The sequence below is a fragment of the Bradyrhizobium sp. YCK136 genome (genome assembly GCF_044570075.1).
Classification (GTDB): domain Bacteria; phylum Pseudomonadota; class Alphaproteobacteria; order Rhizobiales; family Xanthobacteraceae; genus Bradyrhizobium; species Bradyrhizobium diazoefficiens.
Genome location: NZ_CP172424.1, coordinates 8197356 through 8222093 on the forward strand (window position 1 = coordinate 8197356; position 24738 = coordinate 8222093).

20 protein-coding genes and 2 pseudogenes are annotated in these 24738 nt (G+C 61.5%); 11 read left to right on the plus strand and 11 right to left on the minus strand.

Annotated features, from left to right (window positions below; genetic code table 11):
* Positions 1-65 precede the first annotated feature (65 nt).
* The gene (locus tag ACFLEY_RS39610; RefSeq protein WP_396604400.1) at positions 66-2504 is read left to right on the plus strand and encodes a TOTE conflict system archaeo-eukaryotic primase domain-containing protein; all 2439 of its coding nucleotides are present in this window, start codon (positions 66-68) and stop codon (positions 2502-2504) included.
* A gap of 36 nt (positions 2505-2540) precedes the next feature.
* On the opposite strand, the gene ACFLEY_RS39615 is transcribed toward ACFLEY_RS39610, so the two are convergent.
* Positions 2541-2840, minus strand: a complete 300-nt coding sequence (locus tag ACFLEY_RS39615) for a DUF736 domain-containing protein (protein WP_060910365.1) — start codon at positions 2838-2840, stop codon at positions 2541-2543.
* A 500-nt stretch (positions 2841-3340) separates the two neighbouring features.
* Here ACFLEY_RS39615 and ACFLEY_RS39620 point away from each other — a divergent pair, with 500 nt between their 5' ends.
* From ACFLEY_RS39620 to ACFLEY_RS39650, 7 genes and pseudogenes are all read left to right on the plus strand, one after another.
* Positions 3341-3715: a hypothetical protein gene (locus ACFLEY_RS39620; RefSeq protein ID WP_396604401.1), complete on the plus strand. Its 375-nt coding sequence runs from the start codon at positions 3341-3343 to the stop codon at positions 3713-3715.
* A 37-nt stretch (positions 3716-3752) separates the two neighbouring features.
* Entirely contained in the window at positions 3753-5021 is a 1269-nt protein-coding gene (locus ACFLEY_RS39625; RefSeq protein WP_038952271.1) for an IS256 family transposase, read from the plus strand.
* 93 nt (positions 5022-5114) lie between these two features.
* Positions 5115-5957, plus strand: a complete 843-nt coding sequence (locus tag ACFLEY_RS39630) for a tyrosine-type recombinase/integrase (protein ID WP_249163667.1) — start codon at positions 5115-5117, stop codon at positions 5955-5957.
* Positions 5951-6751, plus strand: a pseudogene (locus ACFLEY_RS39635) (tyrosine-type recombinase/integrase); the annotation flags it as partial. The gene ACFLEY_RS39630 and the pseudogene ACFLEY_RS39635, both read left to right, overlap by 7 nt.
* A 117-nt stretch (positions 6752-6868) precedes the next feature.
* On the plus strand, positions 6869-7879 hold the full coding sequence (locus ACFLEY_RS39640) for a tyrosine-type recombinase/integrase (protein ID WP_060910363.1): 1011 nt from the start codon (positions 6869-6871) through the stop codon (positions 7877-7879).
* Between the two features lie 478 nt (positions 7880-8357).
* A complete protein-coding gene (locus ACFLEY_RS39645; protein WP_060912888.1) occupies positions 8358-8654 on the plus strand; it encodes a DUF736 domain-containing protein in 297 nt (98 codons plus the stop codon).
* Between the two features lie 247 nt (positions 8655-8901).
* The gene (locus ACFLEY_RS39650; protein ID WP_396604402.1) at positions 8902-9135 is read left to right on the plus strand and encodes a hypothetical protein; all 234 of its coding nucleotides are present in this window, start codon (positions 8902-8904) and stop codon (positions 9133-9135) included.
* Between the two features lie 495 nt (positions 9136-9630).
* Here ACFLEY_RS39650 and ACFLEY_RS39655 read toward each other — a convergent pair whose 3' ends face one another.
* Entirely contained in the window at positions 9631-10647 is a 1017-nt protein-coding gene (locus ACFLEY_RS39655; RefSeq protein WP_082756064.1) for an IS630-like element ISRj1 family transposase, read from the minus strand.
* A gap of 489 nt (positions 10648-11136) precedes the next feature.
* Between ACFLEY_RS39655 and ACFLEY_RS39660 the strand changes: the two genes are divergently transcribed.
* From ACFLEY_RS39660 to ACFLEY_RS39670, 3 genes are all read left to right on the plus strand, one after another.
* Positions 11137-11427 (plus strand): DUF3892 domain-containing protein, encoded by a 291-nt coding sequence (locus ACFLEY_RS39660; protein ID WP_060910390.1) that lies wholly within the window; start codon positions 11137-11139, stop codon positions 11425-11427.
* A 333-nt stretch (positions 11428-11760) separates the two neighbouring features.
* Complete coding sequence (locus tag ACFLEY_RS39665; RefSeq protein ID WP_171901209.1) at positions 11761-12045, plus strand: DUF3892 domain-containing protein; 285 nt, start codon at positions 11761-11763, stop codon at positions 12043-12045.
* A gap of 1090 nt (positions 12046-13135) precedes the next feature.
* Positions 13136-14265, plus strand: a protein-coding gene (locus tag ACFLEY_RS39670) for an IS3-like element ISRj2 family transposase (protein ID WP_129557324.1) whose coding sequence is annotated in 2 segments (ribosomal slippage) — positions 13136-13388 and positions 13388-14265 — 1131 coding nt in all. Because the reading frame shifts where the segments join, the coding sequence is not laid out codon by codon here.
* Between the two features lie 78 nt (positions 14266-14343).
* Here ACFLEY_RS39670 and ACFLEY_RS39675 read toward each other — a convergent pair.
* From ACFLEY_RS39675 to trbB, 9 genes and pseudogenes are all read right to left on the minus strand, one after another.
* Positions 14344-14883: a hypothetical protein gene (locus tag ACFLEY_RS39675; RefSeq protein ID WP_396604403.1), complete on the minus strand. Its 540-nt coding sequence runs from the start codon at positions 14881-14883 to the stop codon at positions 14344-14346.
* A 367-nt stretch (positions 14884-15250) separates the two neighbouring features.
* Positions 15251-15975, minus strand: a pseudogene (locus tag ACFLEY_RS39680) (ABC transporter ATP-binding protein); the annotation flags it as partial.
* 121 nt (positions 15976-16096) lie between these two features.
* Positions 16097-17197 carry a dimethylsulfone monooxygenase SfnG gene (gene sfnG / locus ACFLEY_RS39685; RefSeq protein WP_060910387.1) on the minus strand — a complete coding sequence of 367 codons (1101 nt, stop codon included), beginning with the start codon at positions 17195-17197 and terminating at the stop codon, positions 16097-16099.
* A gap of 1232 nt (positions 17198-18429) precedes the next feature.
* Positions 18430-19197, minus strand: a complete 768-nt coding sequence (locus tag ACFLEY_RS39690; protein WP_396604404.1) for an MBL fold metallo-hydrolase — start codon at positions 19195-19197, stop codon at positions 18430-18432.
* Positions 19198-19207: 10 nt separating this feature from the next.
* Positions 19208-19837, minus strand: a complete 630-nt coding sequence (locus ACFLEY_RS39695) for a pyridoxamine 5'-phosphate oxidase family protein (RefSeq protein WP_060910385.1) — start codon at positions 19835-19837, stop codon at positions 19208-19210.
* 22 nt (positions 19838-19859) lie between these two features.
* Positions 19860-20615 (minus strand): carbon-nitrogen hydrolase family protein, encoded by a 756-nt coding sequence (locus ACFLEY_RS39700; RefSeq protein WP_171901208.1) that lies wholly within the window; start codon positions 20613-20615, stop codon positions 19860-19862.
* Positions 20616-21081: 466 nt separating this feature from the next.
* Positions 21082-22365 carry a glycolate oxidase subunit GlcF gene (glcF, locus tag ACFLEY_RS39705; protein ID WP_060910383.1) on the minus strand — a complete coding sequence of 428 codons (1284 nt, stop codon included), beginning with the start codon at positions 22363-22365 and terminating at the stop codon, positions 21082-21084.
* A gap of 5 nt (positions 22366-22370) precedes the next feature.
* The gene (locus ACFLEY_RS39710; RefSeq protein ID WP_347341936.1) at positions 22371-23549 is read right to left on the minus strand and encodes an FAD-binding protein; all 1179 of its coding nucleotides are present in this window, start codon (positions 23547-23549) and stop codon (positions 22371-22373) included.
* Complete coding sequence (trbB, locus tag ACFLEY_RS39715) at positions 23546-24346, minus strand: P-type conjugative transfer ATPase TrbB (protein WP_396604405.1); 801 nt, start codon at positions 24344-24346, stop codon at positions 23546-23548. The genes ACFLEY_RS39710 and trbB overlap by 4 nt, the downstream gene beginning before the upstream one ends.
* Positions 24347-24738: the final 392 nt, after the last annotated feature.

Below are 24738 nucleotides of genomic sequence, written 5' to 3' on the forward strand. Positions count from 1 at the left end.
TAAACGGAGGTCGTCTTTGGTCTATGATTGCGGGCGACATGAACATTTAGGCGTAGGCTACAAAGTTGGTCGACAAGAATGACGCTTCGGGGGAAATCGCACGCATTCGACGGCGGTTAGCTGATCTGAATGCAGAGCGGACGGAGCTTGAGCGTGAACTGGAAGCGCTTGAGCAAAAGCCGATCTCCGGTAGCCGTGCGGCCGAACGGCACGCTTTTGCCGATGCCGCTGTTACCAACAACTCGTCGTCTCTCGAGAAAATCGAGTTGTTCCGGCGCCTGTTCGCCGGGCGTCCTGATGTTTTCCCGGTGCGATGGGAAAATAGAAAAGCTGGACGCTCCGGTTATTCGCCGGCCTGTTCTAACGAATGGGCGAAAGGAATCTGCGGGAAACCGAAGGTAAAATGTGGGGAATGCCCGCATCAGGCTTTCATTCCTCCTTCCGAGGACATCATCGAAAAGCACCTTCGTGGCGGCGATGCCCGCACCGGTGACTTTGTCGCCGGTGTATATCCATTGCTCCAGGACGAAACATGCTGGTTCCTCGCCGCCGACTTCGACAAGGAGGCGTGGGCGGAGGACGCCGGGGCGCTCCTGCAAACCTGCCGCGGCAGGGGCATTGCTGCCGCTCTCGAGCGGTCTCGATCGGGAAATGGCGGCCATGTCTGGATATTCTTCAGCGAGCCGATCCCGGCGCGGATCGCGCGTCAGATGGGGGCGGCCCTGATCACGGAGACGATGGAGAAACGTCCCGAGATCGGCTTCTCCTCTTATGATCGGTTCTTTCCCAACCAGGATACGATGCCACTTGGTGGCTTCGGCAATCTGATTGCACTTCCCCTCCAACGAAAAGCTCGCGAAGTTGGCAACAGCGTTTTTGTCGACGGAGATCTGCAACCTTACGATGACCAATGGGCGTATCTGTCGTCTCTCCCAAGATTATCAGCTGATGCGGCCTTCGGGATCGCGAACGAGGCGGAACTGTCGGGACGGGTGTTGGGCGTCCGGATGCCGGTCGATGACGAACATGCTGACGAGCCGTGGAAGATGTCGCCGTCACGCCGTAGTGAGCCACGGCGTATCATTGCTGCGATACCACAGCAGATCAGGATCGTGGTCGCTGATCAGGTCTACATCGACAGGACAGAACTTCCGCCGGCCCTGATTGCGCAGTTCGTTCGCTTGGCAGCGTTCCAGAACCCGGAATTCTATCGCGCGCAAGCAATGCGTTTGCCGACATTCGGCAAGCCTCGGATCGTCTCGTGCGCCGAGCTCCATCCGCGACATGTTGCTCTGCCTCGCGGCTGCTTCGACGAAACTGTCGAACTCATTAAGAGTCACGGGGCGGTCGCCATTTTGGACGATCATCGCGAAGATGGAACGGCGCTGCCTGCCGGCGTCTCGTTCCAGGGCGGACTGCGAGGGCCACAATCCCGGGCTTTCGATGCTCTCGTTGCCTACGACAACGGCGTGCTCGCCGCCACGACGGCCTTCGGCAAGACGGTTGTCGCAGCCGCACTCATCGCACATCGCGCCCGCAACGCACTGGTTCTCGTTCATCGCCGGGAACTACTCACTCAATGGGTGGAGCGCCTGAGTTCCTTCTTGAACATCGACCCGAAACAGATCGGCGTTATCGGGGGTGGAAAAAGAAAGCCAACCGGCGTCATCGATGTGGCGCTCATCCAGAGCCTCGTCCGCAATGGAGAGGTCGCTGATATCGTTGCCAATTACGGTCATCTGATTGTCGACGAATGCCATCATCTGTCCGCTGCAAGCTTTGAGCTTGTCGCTCGGCGGTCAAAAGCGCGATACGTCGTCGGCCTGTCCGCGACCGTTGCCCGAAAAGACGGGCATCATCCCATCATCTTCATGCAATGCGGCCCTGTTCGCCATCGGGTCGATGCAAGAGTTCAGGCTGCCGAACGTGGCATTCGTCACCGCGCGCGCGATCGCTCGACGAAATTTGAATTGCCGCCGTCCTTGGCGTTGGCCGAACGCCCGTCAATGCCGACGATCTATGCAGCCCTGGCGCAGGACAGTGGCCGGAATGACCTTATCTTTGATGATGTATTGAAATCGCTTGAAGCCAAGCGTTCGCCCATCGTTCTGACGGAACGAAAAGACCATCTCGATTATCTTCAGCAGAGATTCTCGCCATTCGTGAAAAATCTTGTGGTGCTGCGTGGCGGCATGTCCGCGAAGGATCGCAAGCAGGCCAATACGAAATTGAATGTCTCTGACGATGATGAGCGCCTGATACTCGCAACAGGTCGCTATATCGGCGAAGGCTTCGATGACGCCCGATTAGACACGTTGTTCCTGACGATGCCGATCGCCTGGAAGGGCACCCTGGCGCAGTATGTCGGCCGTCTGCATCGCCAGCATGATGGCAAGAGAGACGTTTTGGTCGTCGACTATGTCGATAATACCGTTCCCGTTTTGGCCCGGATGGCAGCGAAGCGACGGGCGGGTTATCGCGCGCTAGGCTACGTGATCGAGTAGTGGCGCCCCGCTGAGAGCGGAGCGCCCTTGGCCGGTTCATCGCGACCAGATGAGCTTGTGCTCGCCCTTGTCACCCTGAACGAGGGAGGCGTAGACCGGAGCCGTGAAGGACGGATCGTCGAGCTTGAGCGAGAGGTACTCGGCGCCTGTCTCACGGGCGGTCCTGCTCCAGCCGGCGCCGAACTCGACACCGTTGGCGGTGATGCGATAGTCGGGCGCCTTGTCGTTGTCGCGGTCGCAGGGTTTGATGGTAGCCTTGACGTTGAGGGTGAGGGTCTTGATCGTGCCGGCGTAGGCGCCGTTGTCGTCGCGGGTGAAGGTGCCGATCTGAGCCATTGTCGTATCTCCTGAGAGTTGCCCGAAGCCGCCCGATGCGGCCTCGATGGCGGTCGTGAGGCGACGGACCGGACGACTGCACCCTTGGGCCGCAGCGTGAGCGGAGGACGGCGGTAGCCGAGCTTGTTGCCTCGCGAGGAATGCGGCGCAGCCGCAGGGGAAGAAGGTCGGCGGAGCCGTTGCAGGCCAAGTCCGGACCGGCGCCAGAACAGCCCAGAAGAGAGGCCGCCTGGGGCTTCGCCGGCATTGTCGGCAGAGAACGACGTTGGCGGTCGGCGCCTCTTCAGCACGTTCGGCGCCGCCGGCGCGTCAGCCCTCCGGCAATACGGCCACCATGCTCCGACGCAACGACACACGCCGCGCCCGACGGGTCTCCACGGACACGTCGGGTTCGGATCCAGTGGGCAAAACGCCTATCGCATGGAATGGGATCGAAACCTCCGGTTTGCTCGACGCGCCGGGCGCTCCCGGCGTGAACAAGCAACTCGAAGGAAAACGTGGTGACAAAACGAAAGCGCAGACATCGTCGAAGCGTCGATGTCCGGATCAACTGGCTGCAACCGCATGTCGATGGCTTCAAGGACTGGCTCGCGCAGCGGAAGTACACACCGGCGACAATAACAGAAGTGGCGCGCCTGCTCGCGCTGTGGGCCGATTGGGTCCGCGCGTCCGGCTTCGAAGTCGAAACGCTCGCCGCCGGGTTCGCCGCATCGGCGTCGGTGTTCCGGGGCGGCAAGACAACTCGTGCGCCACAGGGCGCCGCCGCGCTGTTCATCGCCTATCTGCGCGAGAAGAACGTCCTGCCGCCGGAGCGGCAGCTATGGCGGAATCTGGGTGATGACGGTGTGAGGAAGGCGGCGTATCGAGGCGGGTGACGAGCCTGCCAGAACCTCTCGAGGAGAGCGATACGCCATGACCGAGACTACCAATGTTCTTGCTTTCCGTCAGCCGTCCGCGGTTGATGATCCACTGACCGATATCGTTCGAGCCGGCGCGCGGGACCTGCTTGCCAGGGCGATCGAGATCGAGGTTGGCGCGTTTCTGGCCAGCACGGCCAATCTGACGCTGCCCGACGGTCGAGCGCGCCTGGTCCGACATGGGCACGGTCCGGTGCGCGAGATTGCGACCGGCATCGGTCCGGTGGAGGTCGCTCGTCCCAAGGTCCGCGACCGCGGAGCGAGCGGGCCAGGCGACCGCCTCCGCTTCAGTTCGGCAATCCTGCCGCTATGGGCGCGGCGGACGAAGAGCCTGGATGCCTTGATCCCGGTCCTCTATTTGCGCGGCATCTCGACCGGCGACTTCCAGGAGGCGCTCTCGGCGCTGCTCGGCAAGGATGCGCCGAACCTGTCGCCTTCGGTGATCGCCGGCCTGAAGGCCGATTGGCAGGTCGAGTACGAACGCTGGCAGAGACGCGATCTGTCGGCGCGTCGCTATGTCTACATCTGGGCCGATGGCGTGTACCTGCAGGCCCGCATGGAAGATCACAGCGAATGCATGCTGGTGCTGATTGGCACCACGCCGGAAGGCAAGAAGGAGCTGATCGGCTTCCAGGTCGGCGTGCGCGAGAGCGCGCAGAGCTGGCGCGAACTCCTGATCGACCTGCGGCAACGCGGGTTACGGATTGCCCCGCAACTCGCCATCGGCGACGGCGCCCTCGGCTTCTGGAAGGCACTGGACGAGGCCTTTCCCGGCACGCGGCACCAACGATGCTGGTGCCATAAAGTGAGCAACGTACTCGACAAGGTCGCCAAATCCGTGCAGGGCCCCATGAAGAACGACCTGCGGAACATCTATCTGGCCCCACACCGGGCCGAAGCTGAAACCGCGATCGACGTCTTCGTCGAGAAATACCACGTCAAATACGGACGTGCGGTGGAGTGCCTGATCAAGGATCGCCATGCGCTGCTCGCCTTCTTCGACTTCCCTGCTGAGCACTGGATCCACCTACGCAGCTCGAACCCGATCGAGAGCGTCTTCGCCACGGTGCGCCACCGAACGGTGCGGACCAAGGGATCGCTGTCGCAACAAACTGCGAAGCTGATGGTGTTCAAGCTCATCGACGCCGCATCGAAGACCTGGCGGCGATTGAAGAGCACGAACCAGTTGCCGAAAGTCATCGCCGGTGTAAAGTTCATCGACGGAATCGAAGTCATTCCGAACACTGAAAGCCACGCCGCCTGATCAGGCCGCGTCACCCAAAATCAGCCATAGCTCCCGGAGCGGCAGCCGTCGCTGGAGGAGACCTGGCCATCGCTGGCCGCGTTCCGAAGCTGGATGCGGGAGCAGCGCGGCGTCAAAGACGCCACGCTCGACACCTATCAGGCGATCCTGGTCGACCTCTTGGGGTCGCTTGGCGCTGATCCGACGGCATACACGGCGGCCGCGATCCGCGGCTTCGTGCTCAATCGCGCGAGGCCGCACGGACGCGGACGGGCGCAGGGCATCACCGTCGCCACGCGCGCCTACCTCAAGTATCTGGTGGCGACCGGACAATGCCCGGTCGGCCGGGAACAGGCTGTTCCTGGCTTCGCGAACTGGCAGTTGGCGACGACGCCACGCTTCCTCGGGCAAGCCGACATCGACCGCCTGCTTGCCGCTTGTGACGGCGAGGATCGGCTGCGCGATCGGGCCGTCATCCTGCTCCTTGCCCGCTTGGGCCTCAGAGCAAGCGAAGTCGCCAATCTCGCCTTTGATGAGATCGACTGGGTGGCTGGTAGAATAACCCTTGCCGGCAAGGCTCGGCGCGAAGAGCGCCTGCCGCTGACCCAGGAGATTGGCGATGCCATCCTCGCCTATATCGAGCGGGCACGGCCACGCATTGCGACGGCGCGGGCCTTCCTGACGAGTGCTGCGCCCGTCAGGCCGCTCAGCCGCATCGCCGTGAAATGCATCGTGCGCCGTGCCCTCGACAGGGCTGGCGTCAAAAGCATCCATCGTGGGGCTCATGTTCTGCGCCACTCCGCCGCGACGACCATGCTGCGCAACGGCGCCAGTCTCGCCGGCGTCGGCGCCGTGCTGCGACACCGCTCCCCATCGGTCACAGCGCTCTATGCCAAGGTGGACATCGGCCTCCTGTCGGAGATCGCGCAGCCCTGGGGTGGGAGGCTGCCATGCTGAGGGACGACGCCGACCGCTACATCTCTCTTCGCCGCACGCTCGGCTACAAGCTGGTCAAGGCCGAGCGGCATCTTCGTGCCTTCGCGCACTTCGCCGCCGGGCGGGGCGAAGCGCATATCCGCTCCACATCCGTCCTGGCCTGGCTGGCAACAGTCGCCCGGACATCGGGCGCACGCGAGCGGCGCCTAACGGACTTGATCCTGTTCGCGCGCTTCCTGCATGCCGAAGATCCTCGGCATGACATCCCGCGCGCCGACTTCGCGCGAAGCCGGCAAACGCGACCGATCCCCTATATCTATACCGCGGACGAGATCGCCCGCATCCTCGATGCCGCCGGCAGGCTCCGGCAGCAGAAGCCCAATCCCCTGCGTCACCAGCTCTACGTCATGCTGTTCGGGCTGATCGCCGCCACCGGACTGCGCGTCTCGGAGGCGATCGCGCTCAAGCTTGACGACATTGGGCCCGATAGTGTGCTGCACGTCCGCGAGACCAAGTTCCGCAAGAGCCGGCTCGTGCCACTGCATCCGACGGTCATCGAGGCGCTCGGCCGCTATCTCGAGGCGCGCCGCCAACACGCCGGCGCAAGCGATTGGCTGTTCCCATCCGTCCGGCACAGGGCGCTCTGCCCGACGACCGTGAATTACACGTTCCGCTGCGTCTTGCGGCGAGCGGGAATTGCGCCGGAGCGAAGCCAGCAGCCTCGCATCCACGATCTTCGCCATACCTTCGCAACTCGCGTGCTCGAACAATGCGGCGTCGAGCGTGGCGCGGTCGCCCGGCACTTCGTCGCTCTGTCGACCTATCTCGGCCATGTCGACATCCGGAACACCTATTGGTATCTCCAGGCGACGCCGGAGATGATGGCGGATATCGCCTCGGCGGCGGAAATGCTGGGTTGGAGGGAGCGTCGCATGACGAAGCTCGCCCCTCTCATCACAGGCTTCCTGCGCGACTACATGCCCCGCCAGCGCGGCTACAGTCCGGAAAGCTGCGAGACCTATGCGTTCAGCTTCAAGCTGTTGTTCGACTTCGCCGCGAAACGGCTCGGCACGCGTCCGTCACGGCTGACGATCGAAGACCTGGACGCGCCGCTGATTGTCGCCTTCCTGGCCCACATCGAACAGGAGCGCGGCAATGGCGCCGCCACGCGCAACCTGCGGCTCGCCGCCATCAAGACGTTCATGCGCTATGTGGAGCACCGGGTGCCCTCCGCCCTGGAGCAGATCGGTCGCGTCCATGCCATCCCGGTCAAGCGCCACGACCAGAAGCTCATCCGCCATCTGACGATGGAGGAGGTTCGCGCGATCCTCAACGCCCCCGATCTTGCGACACGATCCGGCGTGCGCGACCGGGCGATGATGCACCTCTGCTTCGCCGGGGGCTTGCGGGTCTCCGAGCTGGTCGGCGTTCTGACCGAAAACCTATCGCTCCAGCACGGAGCGAGCGTGACGATCCGGGGCAAGGGCCGCAAGGAACGCTGCCTGCCACTCTGGAAGGACACCGCGCGCGACCTTCGCGCCTGGTTGAGCGTCAGGGGAGCAGTCCGCGTGCCGGAGCTGTTCGTCAACGCACAGGATGAGCCGATGACCCGTGCGGGCTTCGAGTACGTGCTCGACAAGCACGTTCGTGCTGCGGCCGAGGCGTGCCCGTCGTTGCGCAGCCGTTCGATCTCTCCGCACCAGCTTCGGCATAGCTGTGCGGTGATCATGCTGCAGGCGACGCACGATATCCGAAAGGTGGCGCTGTGGCTTGGGCATGCCGATATCCGCACAACCGAGGTCTATCTCCGCATGGATCCCTCGGAAAAGCTTGAGGCAGTGGAAGCGGTCGTTCCGCCGGAGCTGCGCCGCGGTCGGTTCAGGGCGCCGGATGCATTGATCGCCTCTTTGTTGGAGAACGCATCTGCGTCCGACACGACGTGAGGCTTCATTATCATGCTCCGGTGACACGCCTTCGGTCCGTTCGGTGCGGCTGCACGATCACGCCGGCCGCATCAGCAAGTTGAGCCTTCTCCCGTTCGATCCTGGAACCGGAGAAGGACTCTCTTGTTGCGCACGAATCTGGTTGGTGCGGTGACGCCGTCATTGGCCTTGGTGATGCCTGTGAGCCGATGCTCTCCTGTGAGGCTGCTTGGGCCCACGTCCATACCGGCCTTTTGCTGGCGGATCACGCGCCACAATACGCTCGCTGCGCTCGCCGACCTTTACCCGCAATGGCTCGTTCGCGATCTTCTTCCCCTGCCGCCAAACGGCGGCATTCCTCGCGAGGCAACAAGATCGCTCAGCCCGCCATCCTCCGCTGACGCTGCAGGCCAAGGCTGCGGGGCGGTCGTTGCGGCGCTCAAAGATCGCCATCAAGGCCGCGATGGTCGCGGGCTTGAAACAGCAACAGGAGATTACCATGGCTCAGATTGGCACCTTCACCCGCGCCGAAGATGGCTCGTACACCGGCACCATCAAGACGCTCTTGCTCAACATCAAGGTACGCTTCCTACCGACCGAACCCTCCGACAACGAGAAGGCGCCGGACCTGCGCGTGATGGCCGGCAACGTTGAGATAGGCGCCGCGTGGCAGCGGACCTCGAAAGAGAACACCGTCTATCACTCGGTGAAGCTCGACGACCCGTCCTTCCCGGCGCCGATCTACGCCAACCTCGTCGCGGTCGATGACGGCTACGCGCTCGTCTGGTCGCGCTGACCTGGGCTTGCGGCGTCTCGCCTCGCGCGAGGCGCCGCGGCTCTCCTCAACGATATTATGCGGAGCGCCGCCATCCAAAACCCGCTGAAAAACCTGCGCTCAAATCACGCTACTCCGCATAACGCCACGCTCCGCATAATCCACGTTATGTTGTGCACCACATAAGGTTGAAGGTGGTCGTTCATGGGCGCGCATAGCTTCGCTCATCGCCACCTGCAAAATCAACAGCGTGGAGCCCTACGTCTGGATGAAAGCGACGCTCAAAGCGATCGCAACCGGTCACCCGCAGTCCCGGATCGACGAATGGGACGCGAACGTCGCTTACGGCTTTCTTGCTAAGCTCTCGCCAGTCTGCGGCGGGCGCCTCAAGGATCTTCTCGGCAATTCCGCAGGCGGTGTGGGTCATCTCCTCAACGATCTCGCTGGGAAGCGGCCCACGGGCCAGGTCGGTCAGTCGGCGATGGGTGTAGAGAAACTGTGAGAGCGTGGTGGGTCGTTCAGCGGACTGCTGCATTAGGCTATCTCCAATTGTGTACAACACATGATTAACTGTGTTTCATACACTAATTTGCTATTCAGCGACGGTCAATATAAATCTGTGTGTCACACCCAGATTTATAGGATGCCAGATGCTTGCGACAGGGAACCAGCTCAAGGCAGCGAGAGCGCTCATAGGCGTTGAGCAAACCGAGATCGCGGCGTCGGTCGGCGTTCACGTAAATACAATAAGAAGCATGGAGGCTTCGGGCGCTTCGCCGATCGGTGGGCGTGCTCAGAACGTACAGGCCGTTCAACGCGCCCTAGAAGACCGTGGGGTGGAGTTTCTCAATCACGGCCAGCCTGGCGTGAGGCTGGCGAAGCGTTGACGCCCTTGTGGGGGCTTCGCGATGAGGGGCGCCTCGGCGCGTCCCGGTGTATTACGGGGGTAAAAGCGGGCGGGAATTGTGCGCTCCGCAGGTGGGCCTAGTACCCGGAATCAGAGCTGAGTGATACGGCGGCCTTTGAAACGGCGTTGACGGACCTTTTTCTTGGTCCAGACGAAGGGCTCGGCTCTGTCGTTGTATGCGTTGACGTAGGCATCGATGTGTTCCTGAAGCTGCTTGAGGCTCGTGAAGGAGGTGCCGCTGAGCGACTGCCCCTGCAAGATGGAAAACCATACTTCGACCTGATTGAGCCATGACGCACTTGTCGGCGTGAAATGAAATTGCACGTTGGGGTGGGCCTTGAGCCAGTCCTCGTTCTTTTTATGGGTGTTGAGGTTGTCGAGGATGACGTGAAGCTTGCGGTTCGGAAAAGCCGCGGTGACGCTGTTCATGAAATCGAGAAACTCGACGCGGCGCCGGCGTTTTGAATGGGTCGCGATGATCTTTCCGGTGGCGACTTCGAGCGCCGCAAACAATGTTGTGGTGCCATGCCGCTTGTAATCGTGGCTTTGGCCGGTCAAGGCGCGGCCATTGGGCAACTTCAGATAACCCTGCGCTCGCTCCAAAGCCTGGATCGAGGGCTTCTCGTCCACGCACAGCACAATGGCCTTCGCCGGCGGCGCGACATAGAGGCCGACAACATCGGCGGCTTTGGCCGTAAAGTTCGGGTCGTTGCTCTCGCACCAGGACTTGCGAGCCACCAGGTCAATCTTGTGGCTGCGCAGGAACCGCCAGACATATTGGACATCGACATCGCCCAGCGCCTCGGCCAGCAGGGGGCCGGTCCAGCGCGCAAACCCTTGCGGTGGCGGCTTATCCAGCAGCTTCAGAATCCGCTTGTCGGTCGTCTTCGTATAGATCGGCTGCTTGCCAGGCCGCGGCTTGTCTTGCAGCCCTTCAAGGCCATGGTCGGCATAGCGATGCCGCCAAAGGCTGACAATCCGCGGCTGGACCCCAACTTCCTTGGCGATCGACCGGGTGCTGCGCCCATCCGCCGCCAACAGAACTATCCGCGCCCGCTTCAAATCGCGCTGCAACGTCACCGGTGAGCGACAGCACGCCTCAAGCACCTTGCGATCTTTCCTCGAAAGGTGGACTTCTCTTGCTTATATGCGCGCAGTGATCTTCCGTGCCTCTTCCGGCCCGAGGTTGGGTTTCAAGCTGTCGAGTATGCCTAGCACTGCCTGAGCCTCCCCGGCATTAAACGTCGCGACTTGGCGATCTGCTTGGCTCAAAGACTGATCGGCCGCGCGGGCCTGATTGGCTGCAAGCACCGCAAGCGCTTGCGACCGCAGTGAGGTGATGTCCCGCTCGAATGTGTGCATCCATTGGCCTGTAGCTACCCTATGTGGTGACGTCGCAAGCGATGGTGGCCAGCCTTCGCCCTTGGATTGGCAGGCCGGCCACCCTGCTCCTGAGGAGCCCCAAATTCCCCCCTGGTGCCACCAAGGAGTATCGCTGAGAAGGACTGGAAGCACCTACCAGAAACGGTGGCCGGTCGAATTGACTGCCCCGGTCTAAGCTAGTGCCTCAGGCTTGCAGATTTAGGAGATACTCAAATGGCCAGACGCGCACGCATTCGTTACGCCAACAAGACGGACAGAAAGACTCCTCACGAAAGAATAACACACGTCGGCGGAGTAAACCCCGATGGAAAGCCGTGGAAGCGATCCATCGAACAGGTTGTCAAAGACATCGAGAGCGCCGAATGGGAGTTCTATGTCGAAGAAAATGGACGCAGAGTTGGTGTGGTTTGGGCCACGCACAACGGGCACAAGTACATCAAGACGACGGCCGACGACATTCAACCAGACAATGTTCTCCCGCTCCTAGCCGAGTGCCCCGGATGATCTCAGTCTCAGTGACCGGAAGCAGCGCGAGCGCGACTCGGCGTCGGGAATGCGAAGCGACGCTGTCCCTACCACGCCCGCGCTGCCCCAGTGTTAGGGCGACATGACTCGGCGCTCGGCGGGGGGCCGCTGAAGCGCCGTCCCTGTCGCGCTAACTTCGGTGGCCAGCCTTACGCTGACCACCTCGCTTTCCCGGGAGGGTCGTCAAACTCCACGGGCGCCAAATTGTAGCGTCAAGATCGCTCGTGGGGCACCTGCCTGAATTGGTTGGTCCCTCCTCCTCGACCAGTCCTTAAGCTGGTCCGACAGCTTGCAGAAACGGGAGACACCAGCATGCCCAAACGCGTGCGCATTCGTTGCATAAACAAGACTGACAGGCGAAGCTCACACGAGAGAATCAAAAATGTCGGCGGGGTAAATTCAGACGGAACGCGATGGAAGCTATCCGTTAAGAAGACTATCCGAGACCTCGAAAGCCGCGAGTGGGAGTACTACGTCGAAGAATCAGGCGTCACTGTCGAGGTCATCGTCGCCACAGACGGCCGAAACAAGTACATCAAGACAACAGTGGACGGAATTCAACCGGACAATCTCCTTTCCCTCCCTGAGTGTCCGTGATGCTTATCGATCCCAGATCGTGGCAGCGCGGGCGCGACTCGGCGTCGGGAAATGCGAAACGACGCTGTCCCTGCCACACCCGCGCCGCCGGTGAAGCTAGCGGCCACGTGGCTCGGCGCCCAGTTCGGAGGCCGAGCGCTGTCCCTACCAGGCGTCGCTAACTCCACCGCCAGCCTCGCGGCGAAGAGGCTGACGGTAGGATACATCCACCGCAAAAAGCCCTGGCACAACTACCAGGACTGGTCGTAGCCAGTGATTTGGCAATCAGTCTCGGATTGCAGGCGGCGCCGTCGCGAGTTGGCGTTTTAGCTTGATCGGCAACTGGCCGATTTGTCGTTGAAAGTCGTCGTTGGGCAATGACCCCCCCCTGGGAGACATCTCCTTAGTAGTGGTTGGGTGGCGATTCAGCCGCAGGATCAATTGGCGGCGGGTGTCAAGTAGCTATATGGCGCGCTTGCACGGAGCGGTTGTGGCGGAGTAGGCTGCGCGGCCGGAGGATTCTGCGGTGCGGATACTGAAAAACGAGCGCCTATGGTGGTACGCCGCCATGGTGATTTCGCTCATCGGGATATCCATGACCGCGACATCGAACGCCCCCGAGTGGTGGAGCTCCGCGGAAGTGGCTCGTGCGACGGCTGCCTGCAAAGGCGTTGAGTCGGGCAATCCATACGCTGCATGCTTCAAGAGCGCGCTGATCCAATGGCGAAGGGACAACCCTGATGCGCCGCGCGGAGGCGCCAGCGGTTGGCCGTGGTAGAACTTTACTAGTAAGGCACTCCGCTGGCTGCATGGCGTTGTAAATGATGGTGGCCATCGTAGCTGAGCCAGCGTTGTTCGGGTGAACACCGTCTACCGTGGCAATCGTTTTAACTTATCCATTTTTCAAAAATGAAAAGTAGTGTGCGACTCCGACAAAAGAAAGGCTGGCGGTAACCCCTCGCTTAGGAGTCACACTCCCGATGATTAAGTCGTTTCGATCGTACCGGTGATGACCACGACTCGAGAGCTGGCCCCGCAAATTCGGACAGTAGCTTGAGTGGATTTTCTGCCTGACAGCGGCGAGGATTCTTGCTGCGAATCAGGAGCGAAGATGACGAAGAAGAGCCGCCGGACGCATTCTCCGGCATTCAAGGCGAAGGTTGCTTTGGCTGCGGTCAAAGGCGACAAGACACTGGCGGAGCTGGCGCAACTGTTTGATGTTCATCCGAACCAGATCACGATCTGGAAAAACCAGCTCCTGGAAGGCGCCGCCGGCGTGTTTGGGCATGACAAGACATCGGCCGAGACGCCGGTCGATTTGAAGGCGTTACATGCCAAGATCGGCGAGCTGGCGTTGGAAAACGATTTTTTGTCCGGCGCGCTCACCAAGGCGGGCCTGCTGAGCGCAAAGCGATGATCGACCGCGGTCATGATCTTTCTATCGTGCGCCAGGCGAAGGTCCTGAAGCTGGCTCGCAGCACGGTCTACTATGAACCTCGGCCAGTTTCGGCCGAGGACCTTGCCTTGATGCGTCGGCTCGATGAGCTGCATCTCGATTATCCCTTCGCGGGAGCGCGTATGCTGCGATCGTTGCTGCGGCGGGAGGGCGTATACGCCGGTCGCCGCCACATCGCGACGCTGATGAAGCGCATGCGGATCGAGGCGGTCTATCGTCGCCCGAACACGAGCAAGCCGGCTCCGGGTCACAAGATCTACCCGTACCTGTTGCGCGGATTGAAGATCGAGCGGCCCGACCATGCGTGGGCAATGGACATCACCTACATTCCGATGCGGCGTGGCTTCGTCTATCTCGCGGCGGTCGTCGATGTGTTCAGCCGACGGGTCCTGGCCCATCGCGTCTCGATCACAATGGAGGCGGCCTTCTGCGTCGAAGCGGTCCAGGAGGCGTTGGCGAAGCACGGCAGGCCCGAGATTTTCAACACGGATCAGGGCAGCCAGTTCACCAGCCTCGAGTTCACCGATGTGCTGCTGGACGCGAAGATCGCCATCAGCATGGACGGCAAGGGCGCCTGGCGCGACAACGTGTTTGTCGAGCGGCTCTGGCGCACGGTCAAATACGAAGAAGTTTATCTCCGCGCCTACGACAGCGTGTCCGAGGCGCGAGCGTCAATTGCCAAGTATCTGGCCTTCTACAATCAGGGACGCCCTCACTCGAGCCTTGACGGGCGCACGCCCGACGAGGCTTACTTCGGCACGCAAGCTATGGTGATGGCCGCATGACCGTCGCCGACGGTTTTGTCGTCGCTCTGGTCGGGCTACGCCCTCCCGACGCAACGACAAAACCGTAAAGCCCCGCGTTCAGCATAACCCGGCAGGAATCCACTTAAATCCAGCGGGGCGCTGTCCAAACAACCGGGGCCAGCTCTCTCGGCCGGTCGCGATGATGCTGGTATTGTCATATTTTGCGATGATCATCTGCGCGGAAGTTATCTGCCAGTTGCACTGATGACCAAGAGTGGCGACTTCTTTTCCTCCGCCCGCGTGGGTGACGGTCGGCGTAAACGGCATATTAAAAAGAATATTGCCGGAAGCCGTGCCGGCGTTGGTGATCGTGACGGTCGCCGTAAATATCGCGGTCTTGCCGATCAGCTTGTATCGCAGCGAACAGCTAACGGTGGTGAACGTGCCGCTCGACGCCGTGACGGTTGGACTTGTCACGGTCCAGGCGCCACCGGCCGTGTCTACGTACGTCTTCACAGCCTTTTCGGTTGGCACCTTGGCATCAGAATTTGCCGCGAACGTCCCATCCGTTGATATCGCCGCCGTGCCGTCCTGCACCACCTTGCCGGCTCGCGGTCGCATCCGATCAAGCTGCTCGGCGTGGCGTCGAGCGGGCATGCTCGGAACTTGCTGCGGCAAAGCGCTGCCGCCAAAGAGATTTTCAGATCGCGCAACTCGGCGGGGTCATGTGGGCCGCGCTGCAGTTCAACGCCCCGCTTGAACAAGCGCACAGCTTCGGCCGTCACGTGCACAGAATGGCGCCGCTTATCTCGTTTCGATCGCGCGGGCATTAAGGCGGCCCGAATGTGGTCAAAGCCCAGGGTGGCCCGTAGCGGCCTGGACCGTTCTGATTCCGGACGGCATACTCCTCAAGAAACGCGCGCCCAAACCGCCGCCAGGCAGTGTGTGCCTCCTCGCGGTCAGGGCGGCCATCGTCATCCAGCGCAATTCCCGCCCATTTCAGATCGAAAAAACCGTCGTATCCGGCGATCTTGCGGCCGTAGTCGAGCACCGCAACACGATCGGACAGCCCCATCACCACACCGATGTCATGCTCGATCAGGATGATGGTGGCGCCATAGCTGTCGCGCGCGTTGCGGACATGCGCGGCCAGTTCCTGCTTCTCGCCCAGCGTGACGCCCGCGAACGGCTCGTCGAGCAGCAGCAGGGACGGCCGCGCCACCAGCGCACGCGCCAGCTCGACGCGCTTCTGCAATCCGTAGGGTAAGGTTCCGGCGGCGCGGTCGCGCACATGGTCGAGACGCAGGAAGCCGATGACGTCCTCGGCAGCCGCACGATTCTCCGCCTCGATCCGCCGCGCCAAGGGCGAGCCGGCGATCTGGCGCAGGAAGCCGGCGCGAACACGATGCGCCAGTCCCATCAAGACGTTGTCGAGCACCGAGAGGCCCTTGAACACCGCGAGATTCTGGAACGTCCGCGCCACGCCGTGCTGCACCAATCGTACCGTCGGCACATGGGTGAAGGACTGCGCGCCGAGCCACACCCGGCCCCGGTCGGGCCGGTAGAGCCCGCTGATGACATTGAGCAGCGAGCTCTTGCCGGCCCCGTTGGGCCCGATCACCGCACGGATCTCGCCTTGCGCGACCTCTAGCCTACGTCGCGCAGCGCGGCGACGCCGCCGAACGAGAGCGAGATGTCCGCCAGCGCGAGCACCGGCCGCACCTCGCCATTGCCCCGCCTGGCGAGCATACGGCCCGTCGCTTCGGCGCGCCCGCCCAAGGGTGGCGAGAGCGCCGGCTCGACCAGGGCACCATCCAGGGGAAGCGCGCCCGCGCTTGCTGCGATCATGGTCACGCCAGAGCTTCCCCGATCACTCGGCAGCCTGGACGTGCCGCGGCGCATTCGTTTCCAGCGCCCGCACCAGCGGAATGACGCGGCGACCGCAATACTCGACCTCTTCCTGGAAGTGCAGGAAGCCGAGCAGCACCAGGTCGACCCCGACCTCCTTGAGCGCGACGATGCGCTCGGCGATCTGCTCCGGCGTGCCGATCAGATTGGTCTTGAAGCCGTCATTGTACTGGACGAGATCCTCGAAGCTCGATTTGGCCCAATTGCCCTGCCCTTCCGGCGAGGCCTTGCCGGCGTTCTTGACCTCGTGGCCGAAGGCGTTGACCGCCTCCGGATCGGCCTTGGCGATGATCTCGTTCAGCACGCTGCGCGCCTCGGCCTCGCTGTCGCGCGCGATCGCAAAAGCATTGACGCCGATCTTCACGGAATGATTGTTGGCCTTCGCCTTGGCCCTGATGTCGTCGACCTGCTTCTTAATCTCCTCGACCGAATTGCCGTTGGTGAAGTACCAGTCCGATACCCGCGCCGCCATGTCGCGCGCCGCGCGCGAGCTGCCGCCCTGGAATATCTCGGGCAGCGGCTGCGCCGGCTTGGGCTTCAGCGAGTAATCCGTGAAGCGGTAAAAATCGCCGCGGAAGGTGAAACTGTCCTGGGTCCAGATCCCGCGCAGCGAGCGGATGAATTCTTCCGAGCGCCGGTAGCGTTCGTCGTGGTCGAGCCACGGTTCACCGATCGCGGTGAACTCGCCGCGGAACCAGCCAGAGACGATGTTGACCGCGACGCGACCTTCGGAGAGCTGGCTGATGGTTGCGATCTGCTTGGCCGCGACCGCCGGATTCCACGGTCCCGGCAGCAGCGCCGCGATCACTTTCAGCTTGGTCGTCGCCGCGAGCAGCGCATGGCTGAAGGCGACCGGCTCGTGCTGGAATTCGGCGCCGTAGCCCGCGGTGAAGCGGATCTGGCTCAGGGCGTAGTCGAAGCCGGCCTGCTCCGCGATCTGCGCCAGGCGGCGGTTGTAGTCGATGTCCCATCCGGTGCGCTGCTCGATCTTGCTGATCACGAGGCCGCCGGAGACGTTCGGAACCCAGTAGGCGAATTTGATCGAATCATGGTTCGTGGTCATCGGAATTCTCCTCAAAGGTTGGGTCTTGGAGACGGATGCGGCGCAGGCAGCGCGGTGCGTTCGCGCTGCGTGCGGTCAGCGAGGGACGATGCGGCCTGTTCGGGCGGCCGCTAAGATTTGAATGATGGGAAGGTTGGCGCGATCAGTTGCGACCGGCGCCGGCGCGCGATCGGCGCGTCAACAATACGCCGCGAGACACGATGTCAGCGGCGCGACGCAGGTTCGAGATCGATCAAGGAGGCCCGTGCAAGTCATCCGCATTCTCCTCGCAAGCACCATCGGCGAGCAATCAATAGTCTCAGAGAACGCCGAAGCGAGCGAGTCCAAGGCAAACTCTTTTTCAGCGAGTCCGGGAAAGCGGTATTCTTTTGTTGACGCAAAATGCGGTGTTTGTTGCTGCGCGGCTGCAACTTCGCTCGCATCGATGTATCCGCACGCAAAGACGACGCTGGCTCACGACTACGCGATGGAAGAGAGAGAAACTGTCTCGGGTGAGACGTTGTTTTGCGCGAACCGGCCCTGTGAACGCAAAAGAACTGCGCGTTGCTTTCGACATGTAGATCCTTCTCGAACTAAGCTCGCGACGAGCCCGAGGCGCAGATCACGCAGACAAAGTCGGATGGCGCTTGGGTTTCATGTGGTCGAAGGCCGCGCATGGACCAAGAAGGTCTGCGCCGAACACGCTGGATCGTGAAAAATGCAAACTGTAGGAGTGGCTGCGGGCGCCCCTCGAATTGATAGTTCGTCCTTTCATTCATCGCTCTGGCAGATAAATTATTCTGACGCGTCACCCGATCGTATCGGCCAACCTCTGTCCATCTCCTCGCCTACCCGTCGCGGGTTGTCGCGTAAGAAAATTCTCGCCAGCGTAGACGCGTCGCTGGAGATCGGCGATCGCCACGCCGCAGCTTGCTGGCAGGCGGCGCGGGTCATAAACAATCTCAATCGACGCCTCCCGGTTCGTCGAACAACAGCTCGTCACGTCATGCACTGACTTTAAGCTGACCAATGATGCTACTGCCAAACCTGATGTCGAGAGCCGCTAGCAAAACGCGACAAACTCACCGCTCAGAATGCTGCACGCGCCTTCTATTCCTCGTCCGATCGCTTTGTAGGAAAGCTCATCGTGGATCGCCGCCGCCATTCCTCTCTCGTGCGCGTCATCGCATTTGGCTGCCAAAGATTCTGGACGCATATATTCTGACCAGCACCTCATGATTGGAGCAGGCTCCTTATCTGGCCGGAACATCGAGGTAGAGCAATTCGCCGTCACGAGGGATCAACAATCGCTCGGCAGCGATTCCTTGGGAGAGCGTAAATTGCCGAAGGTGATCTCGGGTGACCGTCGCGTGATCCAGAGCTTCAAGGTGAGTTGCGACAACAATTGGGCGCGGGAACGTCTTGCAGAGCGTCGCGGCCTGTTCGGCATCCATGGCGATCGACGAACCTTCCCATCGCGCACCGGAAGGATGAATGACGATGATGTCCGGATCGGTGCTTCGAATTGTCTCCTCGACCGGCGGGTAGAGAACAGTATCGCCTGTCCAATAGAGTCTCGGCTCGCCTTCTACTTCAATGCTGAACCCCATGACCGGCCCCATCTTCTCGACCACCGGGCCAAAGCCATGGCGGCCTTCGCGCCGCGTCAGCTTAACGTCGCGCCAATCCAGTTGGTTATGAAGTGGCGTGACCTCTTCGAAGCCGAAAGAGCGGATTTTGCTGTCGTCGGCAGGTTGGCAGACGATCGGCATATCCTTCGGCACAAGGGATTGTGCCAGCGGATCGAAGTGATCCGAATGCAGGTGCGAGACGATAACCAGTTCAACGCCGTCGAGGGCTTGGTCGACGCTCACGGGAAGCTCGACCAGCGGATTTGGCGAGCGTCGCGCAATGGAAGGCCGGCTGTGCTTTGGGGCGAAGAACGGATCAATAGTATCGTGCGTCTGCCGAGATTCAGCTTCAATGTTGCGTTTCGAAGGAGTTGCAGCTTCATCCGTCATTCCTCGTTCGTTAATAGAGATTCTTTTTGGCGTCGACTTCAATTCTCGCCTCGATGTCCTTGACGGAGAGATCTGCAGGCATGGTCTGATCGGAAATCATCTGGCCGAGCGACGGCAGTTTGGCGCGGTCCAGCCGATAATCATCTTGCCAGAGTCGGCTGCGCTTGAGGGCTTTGGTGCAGTGAAGGAACGCCTCCGTGACGGTCACGACGATCGCGAGCTTCGGCGCCTTGCCGCCGACCGACATCGATTGGAGGAGGTCCTGCGAACGTAAAAGACGCGCGGTGCCGTTGACCCGCAGCAATTCCTCGATGCCCGGAATAACGAACAGCAGGCCGATCGCCGGATTGACGAGCAAATTCTCGATCGTATCGAGGCGATTGTTGCCGGGCCGGTCTGGGATCGCCAGATGATGAGGATCGAAGATATGCACGAAGCCCGGCGCATCACCGCGGGGGCTGACATCATGGCCGCGCTCAGGATGCGACGAGCCGATGATGACAAACGGCGCATGCGCGATAAACTTGCAGCAATGTGGGTCCAGCCGGTCGAGCTGCTTGGCGCGCATCAGCGCCGACGGCGGAAGATAGGGTGGCCGTAATTCCTCGGCTGAAGTGAGATAGGTCAGCGCGTCCAGCATCGGCGGGGTCTCCTTGATCCGGTCAATCCCTGACATTGCGCGGATAGGTCTGTTTGGCCGCGTCGGCCGCGGCCAGATCGATTTCAAGGCTGATGATGGGATTGCCCTCGCTCGTGCGCGCAAGGACGTCACCATCAGGCGCCACGATCCAGCTACCGCCGGCGAGGCTGCCGCCTCGGCGGTTCGCCGTCACGACGAACGCGCCGGCTGCAATCGCCGCCATCCGGGTGGCCACTTCCCAACGCGGATGGCCGCCGGTCGCCCGCGGCGCGGCAATCAACTGAACCCCGGCCTGACCGAGACGGCGCGCCGCGGTGCTCACCATGATCTCCGTGCACACCAGCTCGGCGAAACAGAGTTCGTCGTCCCGCACAGGGAGTACGTTCTGTGGGCCGCGGTCGAACCAGGTCGCTTCCCAGCCGCCCTCCTGCTGCGGTAGCCACGCCTTGGGCCTGCCTCGGACCAGACCGCTCTCCGGCTTCCAGAGAAAGGTCTCGTTCCAGCGCCGTGTGTCCACCTCGACAGCCCGCGTCCCGAGGGCACGCTTTGCCGTGAGCCGCTTCAGCTCATCCGAGATCTTGGCATGCGTGGTGACGGCCTGACGCCAAACGACCTCGCTGAAGACCGGGCTTCCCCAAAAACTATCAACGCCAGCCAACTCGGGAAGAACGAGTAGATCGACCGGCGCCTTGGCGAGCTCACGTTCGAGCCGGCGCCACATCGCCGACACCTCATCAGTCCGATCAGGGAATTCGCAGGTCGCCACTCGAAACGTCACTGTGTCCTCCAACTTGGTCCGAGGAAGCAACCGGCATGTCACCCGGTGATGAGGGCGATGCCTTGGCATCCGTGTTCGCGTGGGCGCAACACCACTTGGATCAAGACCTGGCGATCGACCGTCTCGCTTCCGCGCGGCCTTTCAGGTGTCCGGGCGCATGGGAGTGGGCGAAGATCGCTGATCGGCCACCAAGCAGCAGGGGCCTCCGCATCGCAATAGTCGCTATTTCAGGATTCCCATCTTTTTGCTCCATCCTCCGCGCAAGCACCACGTACATTGGGAAGACAGCCGCCCATGAGGCGTAGCGCAAGATCGCAGTCCGTCGCAGGTTATCCGGGTGGAGCGCTTGGGCTTCCGCAGCATCATAGCACCAAGGCGAAGCAATAGAGCCATCTTCATCGGCCGTGGCGCGTCAACCTCTACGAGAAGGTTGGGAATGAGGTCGATGCTAAAGAACAACTCACCATCAGGCAGACAATTCCCTTGGGCGGGGTCCACCTGTTGCCCAATCGAGCAACTCAACCGTGTGCACCACTGGTATTGATGTTCCACTCGCGATCTGGGTAATGCAGCCGAGGTTGCCTGCCGCGACTATTTGTGCCGATGTGCCCTCTATGTTGGCCACCTTGCGGTCACGCAATTTGCCAGCGAGGTACGGCTGAAGCAGGTTGTATGTACCTGCCGAGCCGCAGCAAAGATGACCTTCCGGCGGCTCGAGTACGATAAAGCCGACTTCCTTGAGAAGCTGTTTGGGTTGAACTCGCACCTGTTGCCCATGCTGCAACGAACACGCGCTGTGATATGCGACGCGCTGTCCGGTCGGAGTGAGCTGCGGCTGAAGGCCGATTTCGCTCATGAACTCCGTAATGTCGCGGGTCAACGAAGATATCACCTGAGCTTTTTTCGCGAGCTCCGGATCATCACGGAACATGAAGCCATAGTCCTTTACAGTCGTTCCACATCCTGACGCATTGATGACGACAGCGTCGAGCCCGGCGCCCTCTATCTCTCTGCTCCACGCCTCGATATTGGCGCGCGCCAAGGCGCGCCCATCCTGACCGAGATGATGGTTCAGCGCTCCACAGCAGCCTGCGCCACCCGAGATCACAACCTCACATCCGTGCCTGGTCAACAGACGGATTGTCGCCTCATTGATCTGCGGCGCTAAAACCTGCTGGGCACAGCCGGGGAGCAGGGCAACGCGCCACTTGCGTCTGGGTGCACTGGATATCACTTGAGGCTGCACCAATTTCGAGGCAAGCGGGATCCGCTCGGGGATGAGATCAAGCGATGCGCGCAACTGAACGGGCATTAGCCAGGTGAACGGCTTGATGAGACGCGAGAAGGTCAGCGCCACGCGAAACAGGCGAGGCCTCGGAAGCACCAAGCCGAGCAAATGCCTTAGCATTCGGTCGAACCATGGCCGGCGGTAGGTTTTTTCGATGTGATGCCGGGCATGATCGACCAGATGCATATAATTGACGCCAGATGGACAGGTCGACATGCAGGACAAACAGGACAGGCAGCGATCGATGTGCTTGACGACCTCTTTCGTCGCGGGCCGGCTGTTCTCGAGCATGTCCTTTATCAAATAGATGCGTCCGCGCGGACTATCGAGCTCGTCGCCGAGCAGGGCATAAGTCGGACAGGTAGACGTGCAGAACCCGCAGTGCACACACGCGCGAAGAATCTTTTCAGCAATGCGCGTCCCAGAATCAGCGAGCTGGCCTTCGGTAAAGTTTGTCTGCATGGCAGCTAATGTCCCTCGTGCATGCGGCCGCCATTGAGGACACCCTGAGGATCGAAGCCACGCTTGATGCGCAATGTGAGGTCCGCAATCGGCCCCTCCAGCGGATCGAACACCGCAACTCTTTCCCGCGTTTGCGCGGACGCGACGACAAGGGTCGAATTGCCTCCCGACCGCCTCATGGCTCCGCGTACAACCGCCGCGCCAGCGTCCAGGCCAGCTTCGTCTGCATCAATGCTGAGCCACACTTGCCCGCCACCCCAATCGTATAGCGCGTCGACAGAGCTTAATTTGGCGCACACGTTGGCGACAATCAGCGCCGCCGAGCTTGGTGTCGGGCAGAGACGCCACACGACCCGGGGGCCACGCGGCAGAAGCGGTCGGACCTCGCCGATCTCGTTCCAAAGGTACGCCGACTCCGGACCGAGAAGACGTGTGCCATGTCCGAACTTCTTTTCGAGGGCTTCAGCCCGATAGGCGACCGAAGGACGAGGCCCTTCCAGCCGCACCGCCGTAACCGCGCCCTTACCATTTGAAACGGCGCTCGTCTCGGATCGCCGCGCCGCGGCAGCCGGCAGGTGAGCCACTGAAGAAATCTCAAAGCGGCTGTTTAGCGCAGCTGCCATGACTTCGATTGCAATCTCGTCAGCAAGCCCCGGGAGGAGAAGAGTGTTTTCCACTTCCGGTCTTGGGGATACCTTCAGAGTCATTTCTGTTAGAACAGACAGGGTGCCGAAGGCCCCGGCTTGCAGCTTGCACATGTCGAAGCCAGTGACGTTCTTTACGACCTTGCCGCCTGCCTTCCATACCTCTCCCCTGCCATTGACTGCGGAAAAGCCCAGGAGGAAATCACGTGCAGCGCCTGCACGAACCCGCCGTGGCCCGGCAAGATTGCAGGCCAAAGTTCCGCCGAGCGTCGGCTCTCCAGTGGACTGAAGCAAACTGCGCCAATTGGGTGGCTCGAAAGCAAGCATCTGACCCTTGGCTTCGAGCTCCGCCTGAATAGTCACCAGAGGGGTCCCGGGACGAGCGGTCAGAATAAGCTCAGCAGGCTCGTAGTCGATAATCCTACAGATTTGCGAAACGTCGAGAGTGTGCTCAGCCATCGTGGACCGGCCCAGCGCGCGCTTGCTATCGCCAGCGACGACCTCAAATTTCTTGTTTTCCGCGGCCGCCCAAGAGACTATGTCCGCGAGCTGTCCCTCGCAGGAACGGTGAGGACGGCTTCCTGGATGAGCTGCTCGAGGCGGCGAAGCGCGCCCAGTGCCGTGCCGGCGTGGATCGTTCCGATCCCACCGGGATGGCCCGTGCCCCAGGCTTTGAGGAGCTCCAGGGCTTCGCTGCCCCGTACCTCGCCGACCGGAATCCGGTCGGGGCGTAGGCGCAGGGAGGACCGAACCAGATCCGACAGGGACGCGACGCCATCTTTGGTCCGCAGCGCGACCAGGTTCGGAGCGCGGCATTGCAGCTCACGCGTATCCTCGATCAGGACCACGCGATCGGTGGTGCCGGCGATCTCGGCCAGCAGTGCGTTTGTCAGTGTGGTCTTGCCGGTCGAGGTGCCGCCGGCGACCAGGATGTTCTTGCGGGCGGCAACCGCTTCGCGGAGCAGGATCGCCTGCCCGGCCGTCATGATGCCAGCCGCCGCGTAGTCATCCAGGGTGAAAACAGCGACGGCCGGCTTGCGGATTGCAAAGGCCGGAGCCGCAACAACGGGCGGGAGAAGCCCCTCGAACCTCTCCCCCGTCTCGGGAAGCTCAGCGGAGACGCGCGGCTTCTCGGCATGCACCTCAGCGCCGACATGGTGCGCGACCAGGCGCACGATCCGCTCGCCGTCGGCGGCGGACATCGTTCGTCCGCTATCCTCCAGGCCGCCGGATAATCGGTCGATCCAGAGCCGCCCGTCGGGGTTGAGCATCACCTCGACGATCGATGGATCTTCAAGGAAGGTGGCGATCGCGGGGCCGAGCGCGGTGCGCAGCATGCGCGCGCCACGCGAGAACGCTTCCGAATGGAGTGAAGTGCCCGCCACGATCGTCCCCCGTCGAACGCCAATCGCAACAAGCGATCGGCGACGGGGATGGATAGAAAAGGCAGGAAATGGGTTAGTTCAACAAGTATTCAGCCGTCGTAGGAATCAAGGGTAGAGCAGAGAAAAAATACTTGCTGTATCGAAGGGGTGCTGATCGAGCCTCTCACGACAAATCTCCACAATAGGGATTTATTGGCAATGCAAGGGGTCAAATTTGCAAACAATTGACATCGGTCCGGCGACTACCGATCACGAGGCCATCGCTAAGCTGCAAGTTGATAACGACAACCCGCCCGCCGCAAACGAAAACAAAGCGTGCAAATCAAAGCTCTGACCGCGTGCTT

Excerpts from the sequence above, each read along its gene's own strand:
- ACFLEY_RS39615 (WP_060910365.1), bottom strand. The coding sequence starts at position 2,840 with ATGGCTCAGATCGGCACCTTCACCCGCGACGACAACGGCGCCTACGCC.
- ACFLEY_RS39625 (WP_038952271.1), top strand. The coding sequence starts at position 3,753 with ATGACCGAGACTACCAATGTTCTTGCTTTCCGTCAGCCGTCCGCGGTT.
- ACFLEY_RS39630 (WP_249163667.1), top strand. The coding sequence starts at position 5,115 with ATGCGGGAGCAGCGCGGCGTCAAAGACGCCACGCTCGACACCTATCAG.
- ACFLEY_RS39640 (WP_060910363.1), top strand. The coding sequence starts at position 6,869 with ATGACGAAGCTCGCCCCTCTCATCACAGGCTTCCTGCGCGACTACATG.
- ACFLEY_RS39645 (WP_060912888.1), top strand. The coding sequence starts at position 8,358 with ATGGCTCAGATTGGCACCTTCACCCGCGCCGAAGATGGCTCGTACACC.
- ACFLEY_RS39650 (WP_396604402.1), top strand. The coding sequence starts at position 8,902 with ATGAAAGCGACGCTCAAAGCGATCGCAACCGGTCACCCGCAGTCCCGG.
- ACFLEY_RS39660 (WP_060910390.1), top strand. The coding sequence starts at position 11,137 with ATGGCCAGACGCGCACGCATTCGTTACGCCAACAAGACGGACAGAAAG.
- ACFLEY_RS39665 (WP_171901209.1), top strand. The coding sequence starts at position 11,761 with ATGCCCAAACGCGTGCGCATTCGTTGCATAAACAAGACTGACAGGCGA.
- ACFLEY_RS39675 (WP_396604403.1), bottom strand. The coding sequence starts at position 14,883 with ATGCCCGCTCGACGCCACGCCGAGCAGCTTGATCGGATGCGACCGCGA.
- sfnG (WP_060910387.1), bottom strand. The coding sequence starts at position 17,197 with ATGACCACGAACCATGATTCGATCAAATTCGCCTACTGGGTTCCGAAC.
- ACFLEY_RS39690 (WP_396604404.1), bottom strand. The coding sequence starts at position 19,197 with ATGACGGATGAAGCTGCAACTCCTTCGAAACGCAACATTGAAGCTGAA.
- ACFLEY_RS39695 (WP_060910385.1), bottom strand. The coding sequence starts at position 19,837 with ATGCTGGACGCGCTGACCTATCTCACTTCAGCCGAGGAATTACGGCCA.
- glcF (WP_060910383.1), bottom strand. The coding sequence starts at position 22,365 with ATGCAGACAAACTTTACCGAAGGCCAGCTCGCTGATTCTGGGACGCGC.
- trbB (WP_396604405.1), bottom strand. The coding sequence starts at position 24,346 with ATGCTGCGCACCGCGCTCGGCCCCGCGATCGCCACCTTCCTTGAAGAT.